The 22672-nt window shown below is 59.7% G+C and carries 23 protein-coding genes and 1 other RNA gene; 19 read left to right on the top strand and 5 right to left on the bottom strand.

What is annotated here, in order from left to right; all coding sequences use genetic code 11:
• Positions 1–58: 58 nt before the first annotated feature.
• The 4 genes from prsK to DET50_RS15755 are packed head-to-tail and all read right to left on the bottom strand — an operon-like array spanning position 59 to position 4939.
• The gene (gene prsK / locus DET50_RS15740; protein WP_113863704.1) at positions 59–2194 is read right to left on the bottom strand and encodes an XrtA/PEP-CTERM system histidine kinase PrsK; all 2136 of its coding nucleotides are present in this window, start codon (positions 2192–2194) and stop codon (positions 59–61) included.
• 48 nt (positions 2195–2242) lie between these two features.
• Positions 2243–3190, bottom strand: a complete 948-nt coding sequence (locus DET50_RS15745) for an SDR family oxidoreductase (RefSeq protein WP_113863705.1) — start codon at positions 3188–3190, stop codon at positions 2243–2245.
• Positions 3190–4005, bottom strand: a complete 816-nt coding sequence (locus DET50_RS15750; RefSeq protein ID WP_113863706.1) for a lysophospholipid acyltransferase family protein — start codon at positions 4003–4005, stop codon at positions 3190–3192. Before DET50_RS15750 ends, DET50_RS15745 begins: the two co-directional genes overlap by 1 nt.
• Before the next feature lie 13 nt (positions 4006–4018).
• A complete protein-coding gene (locus DET50_RS15755; protein ID WP_113863707.1) occupies positions 4019–4939 on the bottom strand; it encodes a D-hexose-6-phosphate mutarotase in 921 nt (306 codons plus the stop codon).
• Between the two features lie 118 nt (positions 4940–5057).
• Between DET50_RS15755 and DET50_RS15760 the strand changes: the two genes are divergently transcribed.
• The 19 genes from DET50_RS15760 to DET50_RS15850 all read left to right on the top strand — a co-directional run bounded on the left by DET50_RS15760 (position 5058) and on the right by DET50_RS15850 (position 21922).
• On the top strand, positions 5058–5807 hold the full coding sequence (locus tag DET50_RS15760; protein WP_113863708.1) for a 2OG-Fe(II) oxygenase: 750 nt from the start codon (positions 5058–5060) through the stop codon (positions 5805–5807).
• A gap of 99 nt (positions 5808–5906) precedes the next feature.
• Positions 5907–6003, top strand: an RNA gene (gene ffs, locus DET50_RS15765) — signal recognition particle sRNA small type.
• 150 nt (positions 6004–6153) lie between these two features.
• The gene (gene dnaX, locus DET50_RS15770) at positions 6154–8004 is read left to right on the top strand and encodes a DNA polymerase III subunit gamma/tau (protein ID WP_113863709.1); all 1851 of its coding nucleotides are present in this window, start codon (positions 6154–6156) and stop codon (positions 8002–8004) included.
• A 3-nt stretch (positions 8005–8007) separates the two neighbouring features.
• Positions 8008–8331 carry a YbaB/EbfC family nucleoid-associated protein gene (locus DET50_RS15775; protein WP_091999429.1) on the top strand — a complete coding sequence of 108 codons (324 nt, stop codon included), beginning with the start codon at positions 8008–8010 and terminating at the stop codon, positions 8329–8331.
• Positions 8332–8363: 32 nt separating this feature from the next.
• A complete protein-coding gene (gene recR / locus DET50_RS15780; RefSeq protein ID WP_091999426.1) occupies positions 8364–8966 on the top strand; it encodes a recombination mediator RecR in 603 nt (200 codons plus the stop codon).
• A 17-nt stretch (positions 8967–8983) separates the two neighbouring features.
• Positions 8984–10135, top strand: a complete 1152-nt coding sequence (gene rnd / locus DET50_RS15785; RefSeq protein WP_113863710.1) for a ribonuclease D — start codon at positions 8984–8986, stop codon at positions 10133–10135.
• The gene (locus tag DET50_RS15790) at positions 10132–10425 is read left to right on the top strand and encodes a YcgL domain-containing protein (protein WP_113863711.1); all 294 of its coding nucleotides are present in this window, start codon (positions 10132–10134) and stop codon (positions 10423–10425) included. The genes rnd and DET50_RS15790 overlap by 4 nt, the downstream gene beginning before the upstream one ends.
• Positions 10422–10868, top strand: a complete 447-nt coding sequence (locus DET50_RS15795) for a YcgN family cysteine cluster protein (protein WP_113863712.1) — start codon at positions 10422–10424, stop codon at positions 10866–10868. The genes DET50_RS15790 and DET50_RS15795 overlap by 4 nt, the downstream gene beginning before the upstream one ends.
• Entirely contained in the window at positions 10868–11212 is a 345-nt protein-coding gene (locus tag DET50_RS15800) for a hypothetical protein (protein ID WP_113863713.1), read from the top strand. The genes DET50_RS15795 and DET50_RS15800 overlap by 1 nt, the downstream gene beginning before the upstream one ends.
• A 59-nt stretch (positions 11213–11271) precedes the next feature.
• Positions 11272–12114: an AAA family ATPase gene (locus DET50_RS15805; protein WP_113863714.1), complete on the top strand. Its 843-nt coding sequence runs from the start codon at positions 11272–11274 to the stop codon at positions 12112–12114.
• Between the two features lie 22 nt (positions 12115–12136).
• Complete coding sequence (locus tag DET50_RS15810; protein WP_113863715.1) at positions 12137–13315, top strand: vWA domain-containing protein; 1179 nt, start codon at positions 12137–12139, stop codon at positions 13313–13315.
• A gap of 534 nt (positions 13316–13849) precedes the next feature.
• Complete coding sequence (locus tag DET50_RS15815) at positions 13850–15499, top strand: tetratricopeptide repeat protein (protein WP_113863716.1); 1650 nt, start codon at positions 13850–13852, stop codon at positions 15497–15499.
• Positions 15496–18303, top strand: a complete 2808-nt coding sequence (locus tag DET50_RS15820; RefSeq protein WP_113863717.1) for a tetratricopeptide repeat protein — start codon at positions 15496–15498, stop codon at positions 18301–18303. The genes DET50_RS15815 and DET50_RS15820 overlap by 4 nt, the downstream gene beginning before the upstream one ends.
• The gene (locus DET50_RS15825; RefSeq protein WP_258546147.1) at positions 18296–18772 is read left to right on the top strand and encodes a tetratricopeptide repeat protein; all 477 of its coding nucleotides are present in this window, start codon (positions 18296–18298) and stop codon (positions 18770–18772) included. Before DET50_RS15820 ends, DET50_RS15825 begins: the two co-directional genes overlap by 8 nt.
• Complete coding sequence (locus tag DET50_RS15830; protein ID WP_181800001.1) at positions 18769–19101, top strand: hypothetical protein; 333 nt, start codon at positions 18769–18771, stop codon at positions 19099–19101. Before DET50_RS15825 ends, DET50_RS15830 begins: the two co-directional genes overlap by 4 nt.
• A gap of 27 nt (positions 19102–19128) precedes the next feature.
• The gene (locus tag DET50_RS15835) at positions 19129–19785 is read left to right on the top strand and encodes a MotA/TolQ/ExbB proton channel family protein (RefSeq protein WP_113863719.1); all 657 of its coding nucleotides are present in this window, start codon (positions 19129–19131) and stop codon (positions 19783–19785) included.
• A gap of 43 nt (positions 19786–19828) precedes the next feature.
• A complete protein-coding gene (locus tag DET50_RS15840) occupies positions 19829–20359 on the top strand; it encodes an ExbD/TolR family protein (RefSeq protein ID WP_113863720.1) in 531 nt (176 codons plus the stop codon).
• Entirely contained in the window at positions 20356–20844 is a 489-nt protein-coding gene (locus tag DET50_RS15845) for an ExbD/TolR family protein (protein WP_113863721.1), read from the top strand. The genes DET50_RS15840 and DET50_RS15845 overlap by 4 nt, the downstream gene beginning before the upstream one ends.
• The gene (locus DET50_RS15850) at positions 20837–21922 is read left to right on the top strand and encodes an AgmX/PglI C-terminal domain-containing protein (protein ID WP_113863722.1); all 1086 of its coding nucleotides are present in this window, start codon (positions 20837–20839) and stop codon (positions 21920–21922) included. The genes DET50_RS15845 and DET50_RS15850 overlap by 8 nt, the downstream gene beginning before the upstream one ends.
• A gap of 44 nt (positions 21923–21966) precedes the next feature.
• Here DET50_RS15850 and DET50_RS15855 read toward each other — a convergent pair whose 3' ends face one another.
• The gene (locus DET50_RS15855) at positions 21967–22452 is read right to left on the bottom strand and encodes a MaoC/PaaZ C-terminal domain-containing protein (RefSeq protein ID WP_113863723.1); all 486 of its coding nucleotides are present in this window, start codon (positions 22450–22452) and stop codon (positions 21967–21969) included.
• Positions 22453–22672 lie beyond the last annotated feature (220 nt).

The following is a 22672-nucleotide window of genomic DNA, read 5'->3' on the forward strand; positions in this document are numbered from 1 at the left end:
CTTAACCGAACGTTGACACTTTTCAATCACTGTGTACATTCAATTTACGAACCGCCATTTAATTGACGTTCCGTGCCGGGTTTTCGGTGTTGAATTCTGGCATCTCCTTATCTCGTGGCGCGGCACCTTCTTTTTCCCTGGCTAACGGAATCCGCACTGAAAAACACGAGCCAACCCCGGGCTCACTGGTCACATCAATATTTCCACCGATCTGCTTGATGTATTCCCTGGCCTGGTAGGCGCCAATCCCCATCCCGGTAAGGCCCTTGGTGCTCTCGAATGGCTTGAACAGGGATGTGTTGATGAATTCCTCGCTCATGCCGCTGCCGCTGTCCTGGATAAACAGCACAACATTGCCCCGGGCTATCTTCAGGTTGAGGGTGATTTCCCCATCCGGTGGCGTGGCGTCCTGGGCGTTCTGGATCAGATGGCCCAGGACACTGCGAAGCTGCTCGTAATCCGCACGGATCCGGGCACTTGGCAGATTTCCCGTCAGCCTGGGAATCGGGCGCTGATGGCTGTGATGGCTGACCAGGCTACGAGCCAGTTCGGCCAGGTCGATGTCCTGTAATTGAGGGTTCGCAACGCTGTCGGGCCTGCGGATGTGGTCCACCAGGTTCGACATTTTTCGCACTGCATGCTCGGTGGTGTTGATCATGTCATCGATAAACGCGGGGTTGTGCTTGTGCTTGGGCGCGTTCTTGACGAGCAGCGAGAGCTGGGCGATCACGGTTTTCAAGTCGTGAACCATGAAGGAGGACGCCTTGCTAACCGCCTCGAATTGCATGGCCCGGGACAGCCGGTGTTGTGCGTCAGCCTGGGCCAGCAGGTTACAGGACTGCCGCGCAACCACCTTGATCAGGTCAAAGTTTTCCCAGTTCAGTTCAAGCCGGGCGAAGGGGTTGCCCACCATGGCGATGCCGTAGAGGTCGTTGTCCAGATACAGGGGAATCACCAGCCACGCGTCCGGGCTCTGAGCAATGGCGTCGGGTATTTCCAGCAGGTCATAGCTGACCGGGTCATTCCGGTACTCGTGCAGGTCGACAATCCATTCCCGTTGCCTGAACAGGCGAACCAGATCCGAGTCTGCGTCGATCACGGTGTATCTGGGCATGGCCATATTGACCGAGCCTTTGAGCGTGTAGGCCCCGTGTTCGTCACGGAGCCAGATGGCGCCTGCATTGCTTTCCACCAGCCCGGAAAGAATGTGGATGACGCGGATCGGCAGGGGAGGATCATCACCGAGATTGGCCATTTCCCGGGTCATTTTCAGCCATTCTTCCCGGTAGTCGTACTTGTAGTCGAAGAAATTCTGGCTGATCCGCACCATCAGTCGTGCCCGAATCCGGCGGGACAGCAGCAGGGTGACGAGGAAGGTGAGGGAGATGGTTAAAAACAGCACCCTCAGGGCATCGCCCCAGTCACCCCCGAGGATCTTGACGTAATACCCGCCCAGGGCCAGGAACAGCAGGTAGCCGCCGGCCAGGACCAGGGTGCCGGCATGGAACACCGCGGATCGGGATAGCTGGAAATCCACCGGTTGCTTGCGGGTGTTCAGTACGTTGACGGCAAACAGCGGCACCAGCAGCGCATTGACCAGGCCGCGGGCATTCCAGAAGGATTCCGATACCTGACCGAACAGCAGGGCGTCGGCGTACATGAAGAAGTCGAAGGCGAAGATGGTGGCAATGCCGATGCAGATGTACTTGATGCTGGAGCGGCCGAAATTCGGGGAATTGCGCCAGATCTGTTCGACTAGGGACAACCCCATGAGGGAAAGGGCGATCTGCCCGAGTACCCTGGTTTTCCCGTTCAGGACTTCCCAGCCGAAGGTGAATTCGAAAATTCCGAAGGCCAGCAGGGCAAAGATCAGGGTGAAGATTGAGGCACCCAGGATCCGCTTCATCTGCCCGTGAATAGTGCCCTGGCGGGAGGCGTTGCGAAGCAGGGCGAATAACAGGGTAATCCAGGCGCCGTCCCGGAGCAGTTCAATAATATAGCGGGGGATGAATCCCGGCGTACCCCAGAGCGATTGCGACACCAGGGTGCTGGCCCAGAGGGTGGTCGCCAGGGCGGCGACAAACAATGCCCTGTCCACGTCCCGCCTGAGATAGCGGGTCGCGACGAGAATGGTCAGCAGGCCAAAGGCAATGGCCGCTGCGCCGTGGCTGATCAGGCTGAGATCACTTAGCATCCCTCGCTTCCTGCGTTGCTGCCTCGCTCCGTGACAACAGGGCGATGGTTACACCGGTCGCTTGTTCTCCCGGTAGAACCGGAAAATTTCCTTCAGGGGCCGTTTCGGCTTGAAATCGAACTCCCTGGCAAATGCTCTGCCGTCGATAACGACAGGATACTTGAAAAAGGCGGTCAGATACGAAGGGAAACTTTTCAGCTTCAGGGTTTTCAGGATCAGGTTCGGGACCACCGGCGGAATGGACGGAATCGGAATGCGCCGGCAGCCGCAGAGTTTGAGTGCGTGCTGGTAGGCCACCCAGTCCTCCGGAGCCACGTTGAAGACCCCGCGAACCGGCTTCTTGTAGGCCCTGACGATGGCATCCGCCATGTCGTCGATATGGATGAATTGCATCATGGGCGAGAATCCCGCGAGTACGGGCGCATTATCACTGGACAGCAGGGAGCTCATGGTGTTTCGCACCCCGGGCCCGACAATATTGCAGGGGCGCAGAATGGTGATGTTCAGTTCCGGATAACGCCACAGGTAAATGTTGGCCAGGTTCTCCAGCTCTACCGAATCCACCAGGTCCGCGCTCAGGCCGGCGGCTTTGAGCGGTGCGGACTCGTCGATCAATGCCGGGTTATAGGCCACCGCGCCATAGACGTGATAGGTGGAGAGCACCACAACCCGTTTGATGCCGTATTTGTGGCTCAGGTCCAGCAGCTTCTGGGTGCCCAGCACGTTGGCGTTGTACCGGCGCATCCGGGTCAGCTGGCTGGACTGGATCCGGCCGAGGTGGATGACGCCGTCAAATTCGTAGCGGCGGAACAGGTCCTCGAACACCCGTTTGGTGAAGTCGATGCAGTAGCTGGGAATGTCGTCGCCCAGGTAGACCTGCTCCCGGAAATCCACCGCGACCAGATCGCAATGATCCCGCAGCTGATTGATGACCCGCTGGGCCAGGGCGCCGGCAGCACCGGTAACGAGGATGTGGGGTCTGCGTTGCTTGGTCATCAGAACAGCTTTTTCCTTTCGCTCAATCCCTTGTCGATGAGGCGGCTTATTTCCGCTTTCACCTGCTCGACCCGTTCGGTCACCAGCTCCTCCGGAATCTCCAGGTCATCAAAGTACATGGGTGGGCCAAAATTCAGGTGCACCTTGGCGGGCAGCACCACCGGCATGGCAACTGGTGCGTAGGGAATCCCCAGCGCCTTGGCCAGTGGCTTGATGTTGGCGATGGCGGGGATGGTCTCCTCGCAGCCAACCACGCCCACGGGCACGATCGGTGCCTTGTACTTCATCGCCAGGTGCATAAAGCCGTTGCCGAAGCGCTTGAGCTGGTAGCGGTCCCGATAGAGCTTGCCCGAGCCCCGGACGCCCTCGGGGAACACGATGACAGCTTCGTTATTGGCGAGCATCTTGGCGCAGTTGACCGGGTCGCCGAGCACCGCGCCGAATTCGTTCAGCAGGTTGCCCAGCCAGGGTACAGTGGGAAAGAAACGCTCGATCATGGCCCGGGGAATGCGGGGCTGTTGTTCTCGGGAGGCCAGGGCATAGCCAACCAGGAGCCCGTCGATCGGGAGCTGCCCGCTGTGATTGGCGATGATCAGCACCGGGCCTTCGGCCGGCACGTTCTCAACCCCGAGGGCCTCTACCCGAAAATACTTCTCGTAGATCTGACGGGTGAGGCTGAAGCCGTATTTCATGACTTCGTTGTTGTAGCCCCAGGGGTCATACCCCAGCGAGCCGATGGGCTTGCGAATTCGATTGATGTGCTCGTTGATATCTGCAGGTATCAGTTTCGATTTCAGGTAACTGGCCAGGCTCATCCGTTCTCCCCGGTTATTTGCGTCCGATCAGCACACCCAGGGTGTGGCTCTGGCCGGTATTAAGCACTCTGTAGTCACTGGCGGCATTGGCGGTTTCGACACACAGCATGGTCGTCCAGGCCTCATCGGGGAAATCCGACAGCCGCGCCGCTTTTTCCGGGCCCGGATTCCAGACCACGGTGGAGTCGCTGCCCACGGAGGCCAGTTTCCGGCTGCCTGACGGCGTGACAATGGTCAGGGGCTCTCCGCTCTCGTAGATGCGGTCCGTCTCTCCCTCAAAATACACCGGGCCTTCCTGGTTCTTGTACTCCCAGTCATCGAGGGTGTCGATGTACTGACTGTAGCCCAGACCCAGTACCCTTGACCGCGTTACGTCGGAGGTTGGCAGGTAGGTGTGCAGGGCCTGGCTGAACGCCATTGCCTCTTCGCCCAGGTTGGTCGTGGTCAACGCCAGCTGGCAGCCACGTACGGAGAAGTGGAAGGTGATCAGTGCCAGCGCGTGGCCGCTCCAGACGTCGGCAAAATCTTCGTTCGCGTCCAGGGAGAGGCTGATCTCCACTTCGTGGGCATTCTCCCGAACATCCTCGAGTTTCCAGAGCGCCGTGCGGGCAAAGCCGTGGGCGCTGTTGGTATGGATGCGCTTGCGAACGGCTGGCGGATTCTTTCCGGGATCGCCAAACCAGGGCCAGCATATTGGGATGCCGCCGCGGATCGCCCGGCCTGGCTCAAACCGGGCGTTCTTGCTGAGCCAGAGCCAATCCGGCTCGTCGCTTGGCATGAATTGTGTCAGGTGTGCCCCCTGGAGAAACAGGGTGGCGCGAAACAGTGGGTGATGGACCTCCAGGGCTTCCAGTTGGCCGATTGTTTTCCAGCGGGTGAAGGACCACTGGCCCGGAGAAAGGGATCGGGGCGGTCTGTGACTGCTTTCTGACATAGACGTATTGGATCAGGTGGCGGTTAAGTGTATCTGCTTATCATCAGAGTAAATTAAAACTGACCGGCCGGCGAGATTTGTGCCTAAAATAGCGCCGATTTCCCGAAGAGGCCCGCCCATGGACAATCCGACAGTCACTCCGATCAGAGACCCTCGCTCCTTTACAGCCAGTCCTGAACTGGATGTTGTTGCTGGCAGTGACATTACGGTCGTTGGCGCAGGGCAGGCGGGTGCTTCAGATGTCTCGGATGACTGGCTGGATCAGCTGGCGGACGGCCTGAGTGAACACGGCTGGATGTCTCTGGATGTCCGTGACCGGCTGGGACCTGTTCTGCTTACGGCGCTGCGTGACGAAGTGGCCATTCTCGATCGCACCGATGCCATGAAAACGGCCGGCATAGGTCGGGGCTCGGACCTGGTCCGGGATCGCGGCGTGCGCCGTGACCGCATTGCCTGGTTGCAGGGGGGTACGCCGCCCCAGGCGGAGCTTTTCCGTTTTCTGGATGGCATTCGATGTGGTCTGAACCAGCGCCTGTTCCTGGGGCTGAAACGGTTCGAGACCCACTACGCGACCTACCATCCGGGGGACTTCTACAAGAGGCATCTGGACAGTTTCCGTGGCCGTGCCTCAAGAGTGGTCAGTCTGGTTCTGTATCTGAATGAGGATTGGGCTCCGGAGGATGGCGGTGCCTTGCAGGTGTTCAACCGGGATAACGAGAACGAGGTGTGCGGAATGGTCATTCCAGAGGCCGGCCGGATGGCCCTGTTCCTGAGCGAGGAAATTCCCCACGAAGTACTGCCGGCAAATCGCACCCGGTACAGTCTGGCCTGCTGGTTCCGTCAGGATGAGGTACCGCTGCCGCTGTGAATTTCCCGGCTGGCAGATTTCCCGTTGTAGTCTGCAGGTCCATTTGCTAATATGCGCGCCGCTTTCGGGGGAAACCCCGGAACGTCGTTATGGTGGCCCCATTGGTGCCTCCGCAACATGAAACCGTGAACCCGGTCAGGCCCGGAAGGGAGCAGCCGAAGCGGTGGATTTGTGTGCCGGAGATCTGCTGGTGGGGTCACCCCCAGTTTCCCCCTTCCGATGTGTTAATCCCCTGATTCTTCGCCCGTAATTGTGCTTCAGTCCCGGTGACCGAGTGCCAACTTTGCTTCTTATCAAAGCGGGTCCATGCTATGGTTAATCGCATTTTCACAGCAGTTGACGGAACATGAGCTACCAGGTACTCGCCCGAAAATGGCGCCCCCGCACCTTCGAGGACATGGTGGGCCAGGAACACGTGCTTCAGGCGCTGATCCATGCCCTGGAAAACCAGCGTCTGCACCATGCCTACCTGTTTACCGGGACCCGCGGTGTGGGCAAGACCACCATCGGCCGTCTGCTGGCCCGTTGCCTTAACTGCGAAACCGGTGTCACTCCGAACCCGTGCGGGGAGTGCACCAGTTGCCAGGAGATCCAGGAAGGCCGGTTTGTTGACCTGATCGAGATCGATGCGGCGTCCCGCACCGGCGTCGATGACATGCGGGAACTCACCGACAATGTCCAGTACGCGCCGACCCGGGGCCGCTACAAGGTGTACCTCATTGACGAGGTGCACATGCTTACCAACCAGTCCTTCAACGCGTTCCTGAAAACCCTGGAAGAGCCGCCGGAGCACGTCAAGTTCCTGCTGGCCACCACTGATCCCCAGAAGCTTCCGGTAACGGTGCTATCTCGGTGTCTGCAGTTCAATCTCAAGCGCATGACTCCGGAGCACATTGCCGGCCACCTCAAGCATGTGTTGACCGAAGAGGGGATTCCCTTCGAGGAACCGGCACTGTGGCTGCTGGCCCGTGCCGCCGACGGCAGTATGCGGGATGCCCTGAGCCTGACCGATCAGGCCATTGCCTTTGGGAACCAGAAGCTCGCGGCCAGTGATGTCAGCAACATGCTGGGCACCATTGACCAGCGGGACATCGAACGGATTGTTACTGCCCTGGTAGAACGTGACGGCCCGGGCCTGCTCTCTGAAATTGCGAGAATCTCGGAGTTCGCCCCGGATTACAGTGTGATCCTGGCGGATCTGCTCTCCCTGTTCCATCGCGTCACCATGGAACAGGTGGTGCCGGGCAGTGCCGATAATGCCCTGGGTGATGCCAACCAGGTCCAGGAACTGGCCCGGAAGCTCAGCGCCGAGGATGCCCAGCTGTTCTACCAGGCCGCCCTGATGGGCCGTAAGGACCTGGATATCACGCCGGATGCCCGCATGGGTTTTGAAATGACCCTGCTGAGGATGCTGGCGTTCCGCCCGGGTACTGATCGGAGGGAACCGCCGACGGTGCGTTCCGGTGGTGACTCGACCGCGGGCGAAGCCCGGGATGAGCCCGGGCCTGCGGCTGCGCCGAAGGTATCGGAACCCGCGCCCCAGGCACCGGCGGCAGCCACACCCGCGTCCGAAGCAACTCCGGTCACAGCTCCGGAGCCGGAACCGGTTCCTCAGCCAGAGCCGACGCCAGAACCGGCACGTGTCTATGAGGAGCCACCGCTGCCCGAAGAGCCACCCGAGGTGGAACCCGATTTCGGATACGAGCCGGAACCACCCGAGGCTGGCCCCGGGCCGGAAGCAGACATAGAAACAAAACCGCAACCCGAACCTGAGTCCGCGCCCCAACCGGTTGTCGAGGAACAGCGTGGCGACTTTGTTTGGGAACGGGATTTCCGGGACCTTGGTATCGTGGGTATGCCCGGTAACCTGGCCAGCCAGACCGCCATGGTTCGGGACGGCGATTCCATCGTACTCACTATCGATGATGGCCATGCCCGCCTGCTCAATGCCCGGCACGAGGAAAAAATCGCCACCGCCTTGAGAAACCGCTTTGGCGACTCCATCGAGTTACGCATAGAGCAGGGCGAACCCGGGCCGCATACGCCAGCCGCGTATGAGGAACGGCAGCGCCAGGCACGCCAGCAAGCGGCGGAGGACGCCATCCGCAAGGATCCGGTGGTCCAGTCCATCGTTGAACGATTTGAGGCGCGGATAGTCGAAGACAGTATCCGGCCCATCGAGACCAGCAGGAGATAGAGCATGTTTAACGACATGGGCGATCTGATGAAAAAAGCCCAGCAAATGCAGGAAGAAATGAAAAAGGCTCAGGAAGAGATCGCCAAGGCCGAGGTGACTGGCGAGGCCGGAGCGGGCCTGGTGAAAGTCACCATGAACGGCCGCCACGATGTGAGCAGGGTTGAGATCGATCCTTCGCTCATGTCCGAAGAGAAAGAGATTCTTGAAGACCTTCTCGCCGCCGCGGTGAACGATGCCGTTCGCCGGGTCGAGGCCAACCAGAAAGAAAAGATGTCCGGAATGATGTCGGGAATGGGCATGCCCCCCGGCTTCAAGATGCCGTTCTGATCCGTTCGTCTGTTGTATTCCGAGGATAGTTGATGGCTTTCAGTCCACTGGTTGATGAACTGGTCGAATCCCTGCGCTGCCTTCCGGGCGTGGGCCAGAAAACGGCCCAGCGCATGGCGTTCCATCTTCTTGAGCGCGGCCGCTCAGGGGGCACCCGTTTGTCCGAGGCCCTGCGCACGGCGATGGACGGCGTGCGTCGCTGCGAATCCTGCCAGAACTTCGCCGATACCGAGATCTGCGGGATCTGTGAGAACCCGACCCGCAAGAACGGTACCCTGTGCGTGGTGGAAAGCCCCTCCGATCTGCTGGCCATCGAGCAGGCCGGCGACTACAAGGGTGGTTACTTTGTGCTGATGGGCCATCTGTCACCCATCGACGGCGTCGGCCCCGAAGAAATTGGTATCGAACGCCTGCTGAGACGCGTTCAGGACGAAGGGGTGACCGAGCTGATTCTCGCCACCAACCCCACCGTCGAGGGCGAAGCGACGGCCCACTACATTGCCGACCGACTCGATGGCCGGAACATCCTCATTACCCGTCTTGCCCATGGCATCCCGGTGGGTGGCGAGCTGGGTTATGTTGACGGCTTCACTCTGACCCACGCCTTCCGCGGTCGAAAACCACTCTCCGAATAGGCTAACCAGGCTTCCCTATGGCATCTTCCTCACCGGCCGTGGCCGTTCCCCCGGCCCCCGAGATCATTCACTGGATTGAGACTCCCCAGGAACTGGACAGGTGGCTGGCACCGGCATCACCTGACCAGCCCCTTGCCCTTGATACCGAGTTCGAACGGGTCAACACCTTCTATCCTATCCCCGGGCTGGTCCAGCTGGGCCTGGGCGATCAGTACTGCCTGGTCGATCCGGATGTAGCCGAGGCTTCTGCACTGTTCCGGGAGGTGCTGGCGAACCCCGAGGTTCCCAAACTCCTGTACGCCATGAGCGAGGACCTTGAGCTGTTCCGCCACTGGCTCGGAATCGAGCCAAAAGGTGTGGTGGATCTCCAGATTGGTGCGGCCATGGCCGGCTCCGGCTTCTCCCTGGGCTATGCCCGCCTGGTGGAAACGCTGTTCGGCGAAACCCTGGATAAATCCGCTACCCGTTCCGACTGGCTGGCCCGACCATTGAGCGACGCGCAACAGCGCTATGCCGTGGACGACATCCGGTTTCTCGAGCCCATGTATCATTGGGTAATGGATTCCCTCAGGCCCCGCGGCCTGGTCGAGGCACTGTTCGAGGAATCGCAGCGGTTTGCCTCCGAGCTTGCCGCCCAGGACGATCCGGAGCAGCATTACCTCAAGTTGCGGGGTGGCTGGACTTTGAACCCCGAGCAACAGGCCGTTCTGAAGGAACTGGTACGTTGGCGGGAGGGGGAGTGCCAGCGCCGGGACATGCCCCGTAACCGGGTGTTTGCCGATGCCCTGTTGATCCTGGTTGCCGAACGGTTGCCGGAATCGATGCATGCGCTGAGGGATATTCAGGGCATACCCTCGGGGGCAGTTCGCCGTTATGGTGAAACCATACTCAAACTTGTCCGCGATGCCCGTGGTGCCGATACTTCCGGGCTTGAGCGGATTGCACCACCATTGAGCCGTGACCAGCAGGCCGACTTCAAGCAGTTGAAGCGTACTGTCAGAAAAGTCGCGGAAGCTGCTGATATTCCGATGGAACTGGTTGCCCCGAGGAAGCGTCTGGAGAAACTGATGCAGGATCAGACGTTGGAAGGCAACCCGTTTTTCCAGGGCTGGCGCGGGGAGTTGCTGGCGCCGGTACGAAGCCAGATCGAGGACATACTGAAGCAATGAAAGAGCGGGAATTTATCTCCGTATTCAAAAGCAGCCGGAAGGCGGACACTTATGTATTCGTGCGCCGGGGGCAGGACTGGGATGAGCTCCCCGAGGGCCTTCGCGGCATCTTCGGCGCGCCGATCCATTCCATGGACCTGCTGCTGACTCCGGACCGCAAGCTGGCCAGGACCACCGGCCAGCAGGTTCTGGAAGCCATCAAGGAAAAGGACTTCTACCTGCAGATGCCGGAAGAGCAGGAAGGCTATGTGGTCGAGTTCAAGCGTAAGCTGGAGCAACACGAAAAATGATTGCCCAGATCCCGTTCTGGCAGCGTAAACGCCTCGACGAGATGACTCCTCAGGAGTGGGAATCCCTGTGCGATGGTTGTGGCAAATGTTGCCTGGCAAAGCTCGAGGACGAGGACACCGGCGAGGTCTACCATACCGATCTTGTATGCCGGTATATGGATCAGGACACCTGCCGGTGTACGGTGTATTCGGAGCGCCTGCAAAAAGTGCCAGGGTGCACCGTCATCACGCCTGACACAGTCGAGGATTACTACTGGCTGCCGTATACCTGCGCCTATCGCTCACTCGCCGAGGGGCGGGGGCTGGCTTCCTGGCATCCGCTGAGAAGTGGTGATCCGGAATCGGTACATGAGGCCGGTGTCTCGGTGCGCCACAGGGTCATCTCCGAGGAACAGGTGCCCGAAGAGGACTGGGAAGAACACATCATTCATTGGGTATTGTAATGCTAGACGCCGATACACAAATGGCCTACGGAATTTTTTGGGCCGCTTATGCCATTGCCTTCGTAATATTCTTCTACATGATGAAGCGGCTATTCCGCTTCATTCCGCTGTACGGCGCACGCACCCTGCTGCTGTCGGCGTTGATGGTGCTTCTGCTGACACCGGTCGAGTCGCCGGAGGTGGCCGGCTGGTGGATGCCTGCCTGGCTCTTTGGCGGATACGAGTTGATCCTCGGGAACGTCGAGACCGCCAGTATGGCGTGGTTCAACTTTGGTCTCGCGGGCCTGGTGATGTTGCTGGTATGGATCCTGGACCTGGTGCGCTATCGCCTGGTGAAGCGTTGAGAGCGAACTGGCCCGCTATTGATCAGAAACATGAAAAGTAATCGACAGGAAACGAGAACATGAAGTTTACCGGTACCGAGAAGTATGTAGCCACCGATGACCTGCAAATGGCCGTCAATGCGGCGATCGGGCTCCAGCGACCATTGCTGATCAAGGGCGAGCCCGGCACCGGCAAGACATTACTGGCGGAGGAGATGGCGGCGGCCCTGGGCATGAGGCTGATTCCCTGGCACATCAAATCCACCACCAAGGCCCAGCAGGGTCTGTATGAGTACGACGCGGTCTCCCGCCTGCGTGATTCCCAGCTGGGTGACGAGAAGGTCAAGGACATCAGCAACTACATCGTCAAGGGCAAGCTCTGGGAAGCCTTCGAGTCCGAAGAGCAGGTAGTACTGCTGATCGACGAGATCGACAAGGCCGATATCGAGTTCCCGAACGACCTGTTGCTCGAACTCGATCGCATGGAGTTCTTCGTCTACGAGACCCAGCAGTTCGTCAAGGCTAAGCATCGTCCGATCGTGGTCATCACCAGTAACAACGAGAAGGAACTGCCGGATGCGTTCCTGCGCCGGTGTTTCTTCCACTACATCAGCTTCCCGGACCACGAGACCATGCAGAACATCGTGGACGTGCACTTCCCGAACCTGCAGCAGGAGATTGTCCGCGATGCCCTGGAGGTCTTCTTCGATGTGCGCAAGGTGCCGGGCCTGAAGAAAAAGCCGTCCACCTCCGAGCTGATCGACTGGCTGAAGCTGCTGATGGCCGACGAACTGACCGCCAAGGCGCTGCAGGAGAAGGATACAGGAAGCGCGTTGCCACCCCTGTATGGCGCCCTGGTGAAAAATGAGCAGGACGTGCACCTGTTGCAGAAGCTGGCGTTCATGGCACGCCGTCGCAACTGATTTCCGGCAAGAGTTCCGCTTTATGTTGATTGATTTCTTTCTCGAAGTGCGGCGGGCCAAGGTTCCCGCCAGCCTGCGCGAATTCCTCGATCTGCTGGAGGCCCTGCAGAACCGCTTGGCCTTTGCCGACATGGAGGAGTTCTATTACCTGGCGCGCCTGTGCCTGGTGAAGGACGAGCGCCACTTCGACAAGTTCGATCGTGCCTTCCAAGCTTATTTCGAAGGCATCCAGAACCTGGATGACCTGCTGGAAGCCCTGATTCCCGACGACTGGCTCCGGGCAGAGTTCGAGAAGCACCTGAGCGACGAGGAAAAGGCGAAGATCGACTCCCTCGGTGGTCTGGAAGAGCTGATCGAAACCTTCAAGAAGCGCATGGAAGAGCAGCAGGAGCGCCATGCCGGGGGCAACAAGTGGATAGGCACGGGCGGCACGTCGCCTTTCGGTGCCAATGGCTATAACCCCGAGGGCTTCCGCATCGGCCAGAAGAATGGCCGGCAGGGCCGGGCGGTGAAGGTCTGGGAGAAGCGGGAATTCAAGGATCTGGACGACAGCATCACCCTGGGTATCCGAAACATCAAGGTAGCCCTTCGCCGGTTGCGCAAGTTTGCGCGCCAGGGTGCAGCGGACCAGTTGGATATGGATGACACCATCCGCTCCACCGCCCGCAATGCCGGTTACCTGGACCTCAAGATGGTGCCCGAGCGCCACAACGCGGTGAAAGTGCTGATCTTCTTTGACGTGGGCGGTTCCATGGACCCCCACATCCGGGTCTGCGAAGAGCTGTTCTCGGCGGCGCGGCTCGAGTTCAAGCACATGGAGTATTTCTACTTCCACAACTTCATTTATGAAAATGTGTGGAAGAACAACGTCCGGCGCATGAACGAGACCACCAGCACCTGGGATATCCTTCACAAGTACACGCCGGACTACAAAGTGATCTTTGTCGGCGACGCCACCATGGCGCCCTATGAAATCTCCCATCCCGGCGGTTCCATCGAACACTGGAACGAGGAAGCCGGTGCCACCTGGTTCCAGCGCGTGACCGATCACTTCCGCAAAGTGGTCTGGCTCAACCCGCTGCCGGAGAGTTACTGGGGTACGGGCGGTTCACTGGGCATGACCCGGCAGCTGGTGAATGATCACATGTATCCGTTGACTATCGATGGCCTTGAGTCGGCGATGAGGCAGCTCAGCAAGTGAAACCGGGGGCCGGTGTGAAAATGGGGTCAGATGAAAGCTTTCATCAGACCCCGATCAGCCCCAGGGGTCTGAAGAAAACCTTCTTCTGACCCCAACTTGGAAGGCTGTTACTTGACTGCGGCCCAGCCTCAGGGGTCTGAAGAAATCCTTCTTCTGACCCCAACTTAAACAAAAAAAGCCGATGCGGTTGAGGGCATCGGCAAAAGCTCGGCATATTTAGCGGGTTTACCTTGCCGGCACTCCCGCCGCGGTAGGTAATGCAACTGCCAGGCCATCTAAAAAAACTACCGTAAAATCAGACCGGTATTAATGCCCGAACGCTCCTGCCATACTGTCCTGCCTGTCCCTTCCCCCCGCTCCTGTCAAAAAAACCGACATTTCCTGTTTCCCATTTGGTGATCTGGATACCGTTCTTGCCGGTTACCAGGTGTTACGCTTCCTCTCACTTTGTAACGGAATATTGCCGGAATTGTTCGGGACAGGAGAGGTATGTTCGGCTCACAAAAACCACAAGGACGCCGACGGAATAACTGGTTGAACGACGTCTTCATCAGGCTGCTGGCTGTGCTGTTCTTCTGTTCCGGAGCCGCTGCCTCAGCCCTGGACGACGACATTGCCGCATTCACGGAAGATGCTGGCGGACAATCCGCAAGCATCGAGTCCCTTGAACGCAATCAACTTCGGCTACTCGGTACCCGACTGACAGTTTTCCTGACACATGATTCCGGCGGCGGGCTCGATCTGGATTCGCTTCACCTGTTTATCGACAGCCGGCCGGTTGCCTCAAAGGTTTACGCCCTGCAGGAACAGCCCGTTCTGAACGCTGATGGGGCGGAACAGCTTTACGTCGGCCATGTGGCGAGGGGTGACCATGAACTGAAGGTGGTGGTTACCGCCCGTTCGGCTGACGGGGATTTTGTCCGTCGGGAGGCTACCCACCTGTTCACCAAGCACTCTTGGGCCCTCGCCGTTCGCCTGAACCTGAGCGCCAATGCACCGGCTTTCGAACCTCGGGTCTCCTTTGATGTAAAGCAGGTCTCCGAGGAAGAAATTGCTTTTGATGATCCGGACGTCAACCACGCCCACGATCGCGAAAGCTCATCGTCCCGTACCGAGGCACATCGCAAAGCCCGGTTCGATCTGGCGGAGAGTCATCGAAGCGCAGGCAGGCTCCAGAAGGCCGGAGAAATCCTCGCGGCCATGCCGGAAGGGTATTGGGCGGCAGCGGGATACCTTAACCTCGCTAGTGATTTTGCAAGAGAAGACCTCGATCCGTCACGGGCACTGGTGGCCCTGAGAGTGGCGATGGCCATGGCGAAAGCCGAGGATGGCGACGAACGCAGCCGTCAGCTGCATGATCAGGCCTTGCTACGGGCGGGCTACCTGGCTTATCGAAACCGCGAATTCGAAAAGGCGATCGGGTTCCTTGAATCGGTCTCCCTCGATGGCCCCAGCACCCCACGGGCACTTTACTTCCACGGGCTTGCACTGACCGAGCGAGGCAATCACCGGGCCGCCATGCAGAGCTGGCACCGGGCCCGGAAGTTTCCGCTGGCCTATCCCGGCGCGGCCGAAGCCTGGATCGGAATGGGCCGGGGTTACGACCTTGCAGGTTATCTCGGCCAGGCCGGGGAAGCCTATCTTGCGGCCAATGCCGCCTATGAGAGTGAGCGGGTTGTGCTACGGACCCTCAGGGACCAGGTCCGCACTGAGGGGGCTTACCAGGCCCTGGTTGCCGATGCCAAAGCCTCCGACCTGGAATGGTTCCTGGCAGACAGCCGTTCCATGCAGCAACCCAGGTTGGCTTATCTGCTGGAATTCCTGAAACAGCCGTCGGCGCAGCGAGCAGTTGGCCGGGTTGCGACGCTGGCTGCCCTGGAGAAGCGACTGACAACCCATTCCTACGATCTGGAAGTGTTTGCCAGTGCACTTAAGTCATCTCAGGCTTCGGTTCCAGGGACGGCCGTTACCAAGGTGTCCCAGCTTCAGGGGTCGAATGATCGCTACCTCGAGCGCCTGGCAGATTTACGAAACACCGCCGAGAAAGAGCTCGACCAAAAGGTGCTCGCGTTCCTGGATCATCAGGACCAGCGGATGGTCTTCGCACTGAACAAGACCGAGCAGCAGATAGCCCACCTTTATGAGTATCTGGCCCTGGAAACCCTGGAAGGGAGGGGCCAATGAACCTGTCTTCCCGTTTTCTGTTCCTGGCCGTTGTGCTGGCAGCGCCTGTCGAAGCCCAGGAAAGCTTCCGCGTGGAACTGGGCCGTGATGGAAGAACTATCGGTGACATGCGGCCGGTGTTCCTCAAGTTCGAAAGCCGGCCGCTACCTGCCATCTCGCCTGCGGAAGTGGCCCGCCGTTACCAGCGTCTCTTTGAAACGTCCAACGAGCCGGAAGTCCGTGTGGATGCCCTGAACCGGTTGACGAATATCCGGGATCGCTCGGGCCAGGACGTGGGTTATTCGCCCGAGCAGGAACCGGAAATCTATGAGGAAGTCCTGGGCAGCTACGAAGCCATTCTCGCCCGTGGTTCTTTCTCCGGGCGCCTCGATGAACTGCTTTACCAGATGGCCAAGGCCCATGCGCTGACTGGCGAGGCGGGAGAATCCATTCAGCGTCTGAAGCAGCTGGTAGGCCTTTATCCGAAGTCACCACTGGTACCGGAAGCAAGGTTCCGCATCGCCGAGTCTGCGTTTGCCAACGGACAGTTCGCCGAAGCCGAGACCGGCTACCGCGCATTGCTCGGAGGCGAGGGCGGAGAGGCTCTGAAAGCCAAGGCCCGATACATGCTTGGCTGGAGCCAGTTCAAGCAGGGAGAAGGTGCGTGGGATCGCGCCGCGGATACTTTTCAAACTGTGCTCGACGGCTTCTTGCCGACCGCCGAGAGCATCCGGCAGGTACCCGAATCCTCGGTGGAGACAATTGATGACACCTTGCGGGTTTTGGCTCTGATGGCCTCCCGCACCCAGGGATTGGCCGCTCTTGACCAGTGGTTTGACTCGGGCTCGGTGCGCCCCTGGGAACCATTGGTCTTTGACCGGCTGGCGGATCTGTACGCGATTACCGGGAAGTATGAGGCCAGCGTGGCCGTAAACGAGGCGTTTCATCGTCGATACCCGCAACACGCCAGCAGTCCCCGCTTTCTTGCACAGATAGTGGAGGTCTGGCAGATGGCGGGTAACGACCGGAAAGTGCGACAGGCCAGGGCCGGCTATGTTGCTGCCTATAGTCCTGCTCCCACGTTCTCTCGGCTGGAACCGAGGGAACAGTCACGCTGGCGTGAATACGCCCGCTGGCTGGGGGACACCAGCTACGAGGCAGCAACCGGGCTTTCCGACAGGGGCGAGCTTGAGGCGTCGCGCCCGTTGTTTGCCGAGGCTGCGGGTTATTACGAAACGCTGGCGCCAAGGGCGGCGAATGCCGGGCCGATATGGCGCCTGGCGGGCGATGCGCGTATTCAGGCCCGGCAGCGACACGAGGCACTGGAGAATTACAGAACGGCAGCCTATGAAACCGGTAACTACAGTGAAGCCGCCGATGCCGGCTGGGCAGCGGTCGTTCTGCAACGGGATCGGGTGATAAACGAGGCCGGCAAGGAATTGGAGCACCTGGCTGCTGAAGTGGACCAGTTTGCCTCCGCCTTCGAGACGGATGCCCGAGTGCCCGGTGCCCAGGCGGACCTGGCCGCCCGGTGGTTGGAGATGGAAAGCTATGACCACGCAGTGGCCTACGCCAGTGCGGTTCTCAAGCGCGGCGATGCCGCGATCAAAGAGCAGTACGCGGCATGGCTGGTCACAGCGCGGGTGCGCCAGGCGCAACAGGAGTTCGGCCTGGCGGAACGGGCCTGGCGGCAGACCCTGAGGCTGGTCGATTCCAGTGAACCCGATGTTCTGCGGCCGGATGATCGGGATCTGATCCTGAAACAACTGGCGACCGCGGTCTATCGTCAGGGCGAGAGGGCGGCCGAAACCGGCAAGGTGGCAGAAGCGGTGGCCCATTTCCGGCGGGTAGGACAGGTCCTGCCGGACGCGGAAATTGCCATACGGGGCCGGTTTGATGCCGCCAACACGCTGTTGAAGGCATCCGAGTGGCAGTCGGCGGTGAATGAGCTGCAGTGGTTCCGGCGTAATTACCCGAATCATGACCTGGCCCGGGATATTGGCAAGAAACTGGTGTATGCCTACAGCCAATCCGGCCAGCCAGGCCGTGCGGCGGATGAGTTGCTCACATTGGCTTCTGGCCAGTCCAACCCCTGGCCGAATAAATTGCGCGCAGCCGCTCTTTTTCACGAAGCCGGGGACACCGGGCAGCGGGATGATCTCTACGTTGAATACCTCGCCACCGGGCCGGTTCCCGCCCGTGCCGAGGATCACATCCGGCTCCAGACCATGCGCCATCGTCTGCTGGCCTCGACCAGCGATCGGGACAGGGTTCGGGCCGCGATCGTGGATGCAGAGCTGGCCAGCGAGTGGCACTCGGCGGACACACTGCAGTGGAGTGCTGCCAGCGCAATCGTTCTGGGCACCCATGCGGCTGAAGTCTTCGCGGACATTCCCCTGAACCATCCCCTTGCCGAGTCGCTTGATCGCAAACAGTCTGCGCTTGAAGCAGCACAGGCCCGGTTTGCCCAGGCAGAGCGATTCGGTGGTGAAGCGGTGCGCTCGGAAATCCTTTACCGACGGGCCGAGCTATACCGCGAGCTGGCTCAGGACCTGATGGCCTCCGAGGTGCCAGCAGAGCTCAATGAGATGGAAGCGATGCAGTACCAGATGCTTTTGGAGGAGGAAGCCTATCCCTTTGAGGAGAAAGCCCTGAACCTGCATGCCGAAAACCATGGGCGCATTGCCGAAACCGGCTATGACGACTGGATCGGTCGAAGCCTGGAGGCGTTGGCCCGGCTGCACCCGGGGCGCTACGAACGCTCGATACGCTGGATGAGCGGGAATGCCCCGGAAGTAAATAGGGAGGAGGGTGATGATGCCTGATTTCCGCCTGTGCCGGTTGTTGGGTTTGCTTGGAGCTCTCTGGCTGGCCGGCTGTGCCGGTCCCGCCGTGGAGCAGCAAGCCGAAGAGCCCGAAACCAATCCTGCCCTGGCCGCCGAGTACGCCAGGCGAGCCATGAGCGCATGGGAACAGGGTGACCGGGGGGCGGCCGTTGAAGCCTGGCGTCAGGCCGTAGCACTCAATCCGGAAGACCCGGTGGCGGTCAACAATCTGGCCCTGGCCCTGAAAGAACAAAACCGGTTCGCCGAGGCGGCGGATCTGCTGGAGCAGGGTGTGACCAGGTCGCCCAGGGTAGCCGAGTTGCATTACAACCTGGCGGTGATCTCGGAACTCTATCTGCTGGAGCTGGACAAGGCGCTGACTCACTACCGGGTCTACCAGGATCTGGCCGGTGAGGAAAACGCCGAAGTGGACGGGTGGATTGCGGATCTTGAACGGAGGCTCCAATGATGAAACGGATTGCCGACTTGGCCAAAACGCTGGTTTTGCTGATCGTGTTCGCCGCCACTGCTCTCGCCGGGGAATACAAAACGCCGGAGAAAGAGCGCGCAAGCCTGGAGATTGCCGGTATATCCGCCACCACCGGTGAGGATGAACCTCGAATTCTTTTCATTCTGCCCTGGCAGCCCCCCAGCCTGCCTCGCAGGCTCCGGGCAGAACTTGCAGACCAGGCCCCGGAACTGGAACAGCCCATCGATCCCATGGCGGTGGAACGCCATCGCAGGTTCCGGAACACCCTGGATCCCATGACCCTGGACCCACAAGGCATTCAGCCTTAACCGAGCAGTAAAAACGGGAGAATAACAATGCTGGAAACAATCGTTCGTTTTTTTCAGGAAGGCGGCCCCTTCATGTATCCGATTGCGGTGGTATTGGCCCTCGGGCTGGCAATCACCCTTGAGCGCTTCATCTTTCTGGCCTCGGTGGGCCGGAAAAACCGTGTCACGTTCGAAAAGGCCATCCTGCCGCTGTTACAAAAACGGGATTACCAGCGGGCGATGAAAGCCGCGAGCCACTCCAACAGTGCCATAGGCTCGATCATGGGGGCAGGCCTTGGCCGCCTCGTCAGCAACAGTCGACGGGAGGATATCGAGTACGCCATGGAAGAAGGGCTGATGGAAGTCCTGCCCAGGCTGGAAAAACGCACCCAATACCTGGCCACGCTGGCCAACATCGCCACCTTGTTGGGGCTGTTGGGCACTATTATCGGTCTGATCTCTGCCTTCACTGCGGTAGCTGCCGCCGATCCCGCGCAAAAGGCCAGCCTGCTTTCCGAGAGTATCTCCGTTGCCATGAACACCACAGCTTTCGGCCTGATGTCGGCGATTCCGCTGCTGATGTTCCATGCCCTGCTGCAGACCCGCACCAATGAAATCGTGGACAGCTTCGAGATGGCAGGGGTCAAGCTGCTGAACCTGGTCTCCGAGCCGGCACCGACCCGCGCCAGCGGCGCGGCGGCATGAGCCTGCAAGCCGGTGTGCAAAAGCATTGCAGAGGAAATGGACCATGAGACGGCGACATCGTCGGATGACGAATTCTCCGGAACTCGATATCACCGCGTTCCTGAACCTTATGATCGTGCTCGTACCGGTGCTGCTGCTCGGCATGGTGTTCAGCCAGGTGCGCATGATCGAGCTGAATTTTCCCGGCCAGCAGGAGGGCGAACCGCTTGAGTCGGAGCAGCTCGACCTGGTGGTCACCCTGATACCCGGGGGCATCGAAGTGGCGGATTCCAAACGTGGTCTGCTCCGGGTCTTGCCGGCGACTGACGGCAAGCAAGATTTTGATGGCTTGAGAGCCCTGCTTCGGGGGATCAAGTCCCGGGTACCGGACAAGACTGACGTGATTCTTGAGGTGGGTCCCGATATTGACTACCAGACCCTGGTTACCACCATGGACACCGTCCGTTCCTATCCCGCCGTGGTGGCCGCCAGTGTCGTGGAGGGTGAGCTGTTTCCGGATATTTCCCTGATGGATGCGCCGGAGGACCGGGTGCTGGCTGATCTGGCGGCGCCTGCGGGCGGGGAGGGCGCATGAAAAGCTCCCATCGTTCCCGGCGGCTGCGCCGTCACTATGGCCGGATGCACAAGGCCGGTGGCCTTAATCTGGTGTCGCTCATGGATATCTTCACGATCCTGGTGTTCTTCCTGATGGTGAACTCGTCCGATGTGAAAGTGATGCAGAACTCCACCGACGTGCCGCTGCCGGTCTCCAGCGCCGAGCAGCGGGCAGTGGAGAATTTGACCGTCCAGGTCAGCGGCCGGTCGATTCTTGTGCAGGGTCGGGAGGTGGCGCGGCTGGACGGCATCGAGACAGGTGATCGTCACATCTCCGGTTTGTCCGAGGAACTGGCCTATCGCCGTGACCGCCTGCAGGAAATCCCGGAACAGGGCCTGCCAATCACCATCATGGCTGCCCGGGATACCGACTATCGCCTGCTGCGCAGGATCATGCAGACCTGCGTTGACCAGCAATTCCGCCATGTAAGGCTGGCGGTGGAGCGGGAGGTGCGCAATGGCTGACACTTCCGCGCTGCAGGATTGGCAGAGCCCGAGGCTGCCCTGGTCCCGGACGCCGGGTGAGCGCGGGCGGTTTGTTGGGATTCTGGTGTTGACGGTGCTGGTATTTCTGCCGCCGGCGCTGTTGATACCGACTATGGAGTTGCCGGAGCGGGAGCGGACGGAAGTGGAGGAGGTGCCGGCGAGGCTTGCGCGGCTGGTGGCGGCGCCGGAGGTGAAGAAGGGGTCAGAAGAACAAGTTCTTCAGACCCCGGAGTCGGCAAAGGGGGCTGATGAAAGCCTTCATCTGACCCCACCTTCACCCCCCGAGGTCGCCGACGTGAAAAAGGGGTCAGAAGAACAAGTTCTTCTGACCCCGGAGGTGGAGCAGACCCCGGCGTCGCCCCCCAAGGTTTCGGACAAAAATCAGGGGTCTGATGAACTCGTTCATCTGACCCCAACTTCACCGCCACCCCCCAAGGTCCCGGCAAAGCAAACCGCCGAACAAGCCCGCGAGACCGCCAACCGATCGGGCTTGCTGGCCATGAAAGACCGGCTCGCGTCACTCCAGGAATCGTCATCTGGTCGGGCTCCGGCAATGGCCGCCAATGTCGGACAGGAGTCACGGCCAGTGGTCACGGAACCTGCCCCCTCGGAAGTCCTGAACGGCAGTGGCGGCGTCGAAGCAGTGGAGAACCCGGTAACCGAGGTTGCAGTCGCTGACCACAAGGTCAAGAAGATCGCGCCCAAAACCGAACCGGCGGAACAAACCATCGCCCGGGCGGATCCGGCTCCCGGGAAGCCTTCCGCAGGAGAGCGGGCCATGAGCAATATCCGCAAGGTGTTTGATGCCCAGAAAACCGCGCTTTACTCCCTGTACAAACGGGAGTTACGCCAGGATCCGACCTTGGAGGGCAAGGTTCTGCTTGAGCTGGTGATCGAGCCGGATGGATCGGTGTCCGCCTGCGAGGTGGTGAGTTCGGAGCTGGAAAACCCGACCCTGGAGCAGCGTATTGCCATGCGTGTGCGTATGTTTGACTTTGGCGCGGACAGTGTTGAGCAGCGGAAGGTACGTTTTCCGGTGGATTTCCTGCCGGGCTGAGTCCCGGCAGGAAACGTCATATGCCGCAGCGGGCAGGGTGCCGTCTAGCGGTCGATAGTGATCTCGGGCAGGTTCGGTTTGTTCAGCTTCACCTTGTCCTTCGGGGCAATCACCTTGGCTTCGCCAACTACCACTTGCTGGTCGTTCTGGTTCCGCACATCGCATTCCACGACAACCCGGTTTTTCGGCTCCTTTCTCAGAACTTTCAGCTTCACCGTGATAGTGTCATCCAGCTTGACCGGCCGTTTGAAGGCGAGGTTCTGTTCCAGGTAGATGGTTCCCGGCCCGGGCATCACGGTCGCCAGCGCGGCCGAGACCAGGGAGCCGCTCCACATGCCGTGGGCGATGCGTTCCTTGAACATGGTATTGGCCGCAAATTCGGCGTCCAGGTGTACCGGATTCACATCACCGGAAACCGCTGCGAACAGGTACAGGTCGTCCTCGGTGAGGGTCCGGGTGAATGTGGCGGTGTCGCCCTCATTGAGTTCGTCATAGGTGACATTTTCCAGCGTATCCAGGGTATCGTTCATCGAGTGCTCCGCACATTATTGAAAGCAAAACAGTTGTTCGGTGTGATGCCTGAAACCTACCTCATCGATTACAAAACTGCTATTCTCTCTCCACTTTTTTTCGGCTGATACTTTTGTCGGGTTGATTTTTTGGGTATACGGATTTAATGGTTGATGGGGCACCTTCACCCCATCAATCTGATACCACCCTCAGATGGTTGATAGATCGACTCCGTAGTTG

It is taken from the genome of Marinobacter pelagius (assembly GCF_003315345.1).
In the GTDB taxonomy this organism is placed as follows: Bacteria; Pseudomonadota; Gammaproteobacteria; order Pseudomonadales; family Oleiphilaceae; genus Marinobacter; species Marinobacter pelagius_A.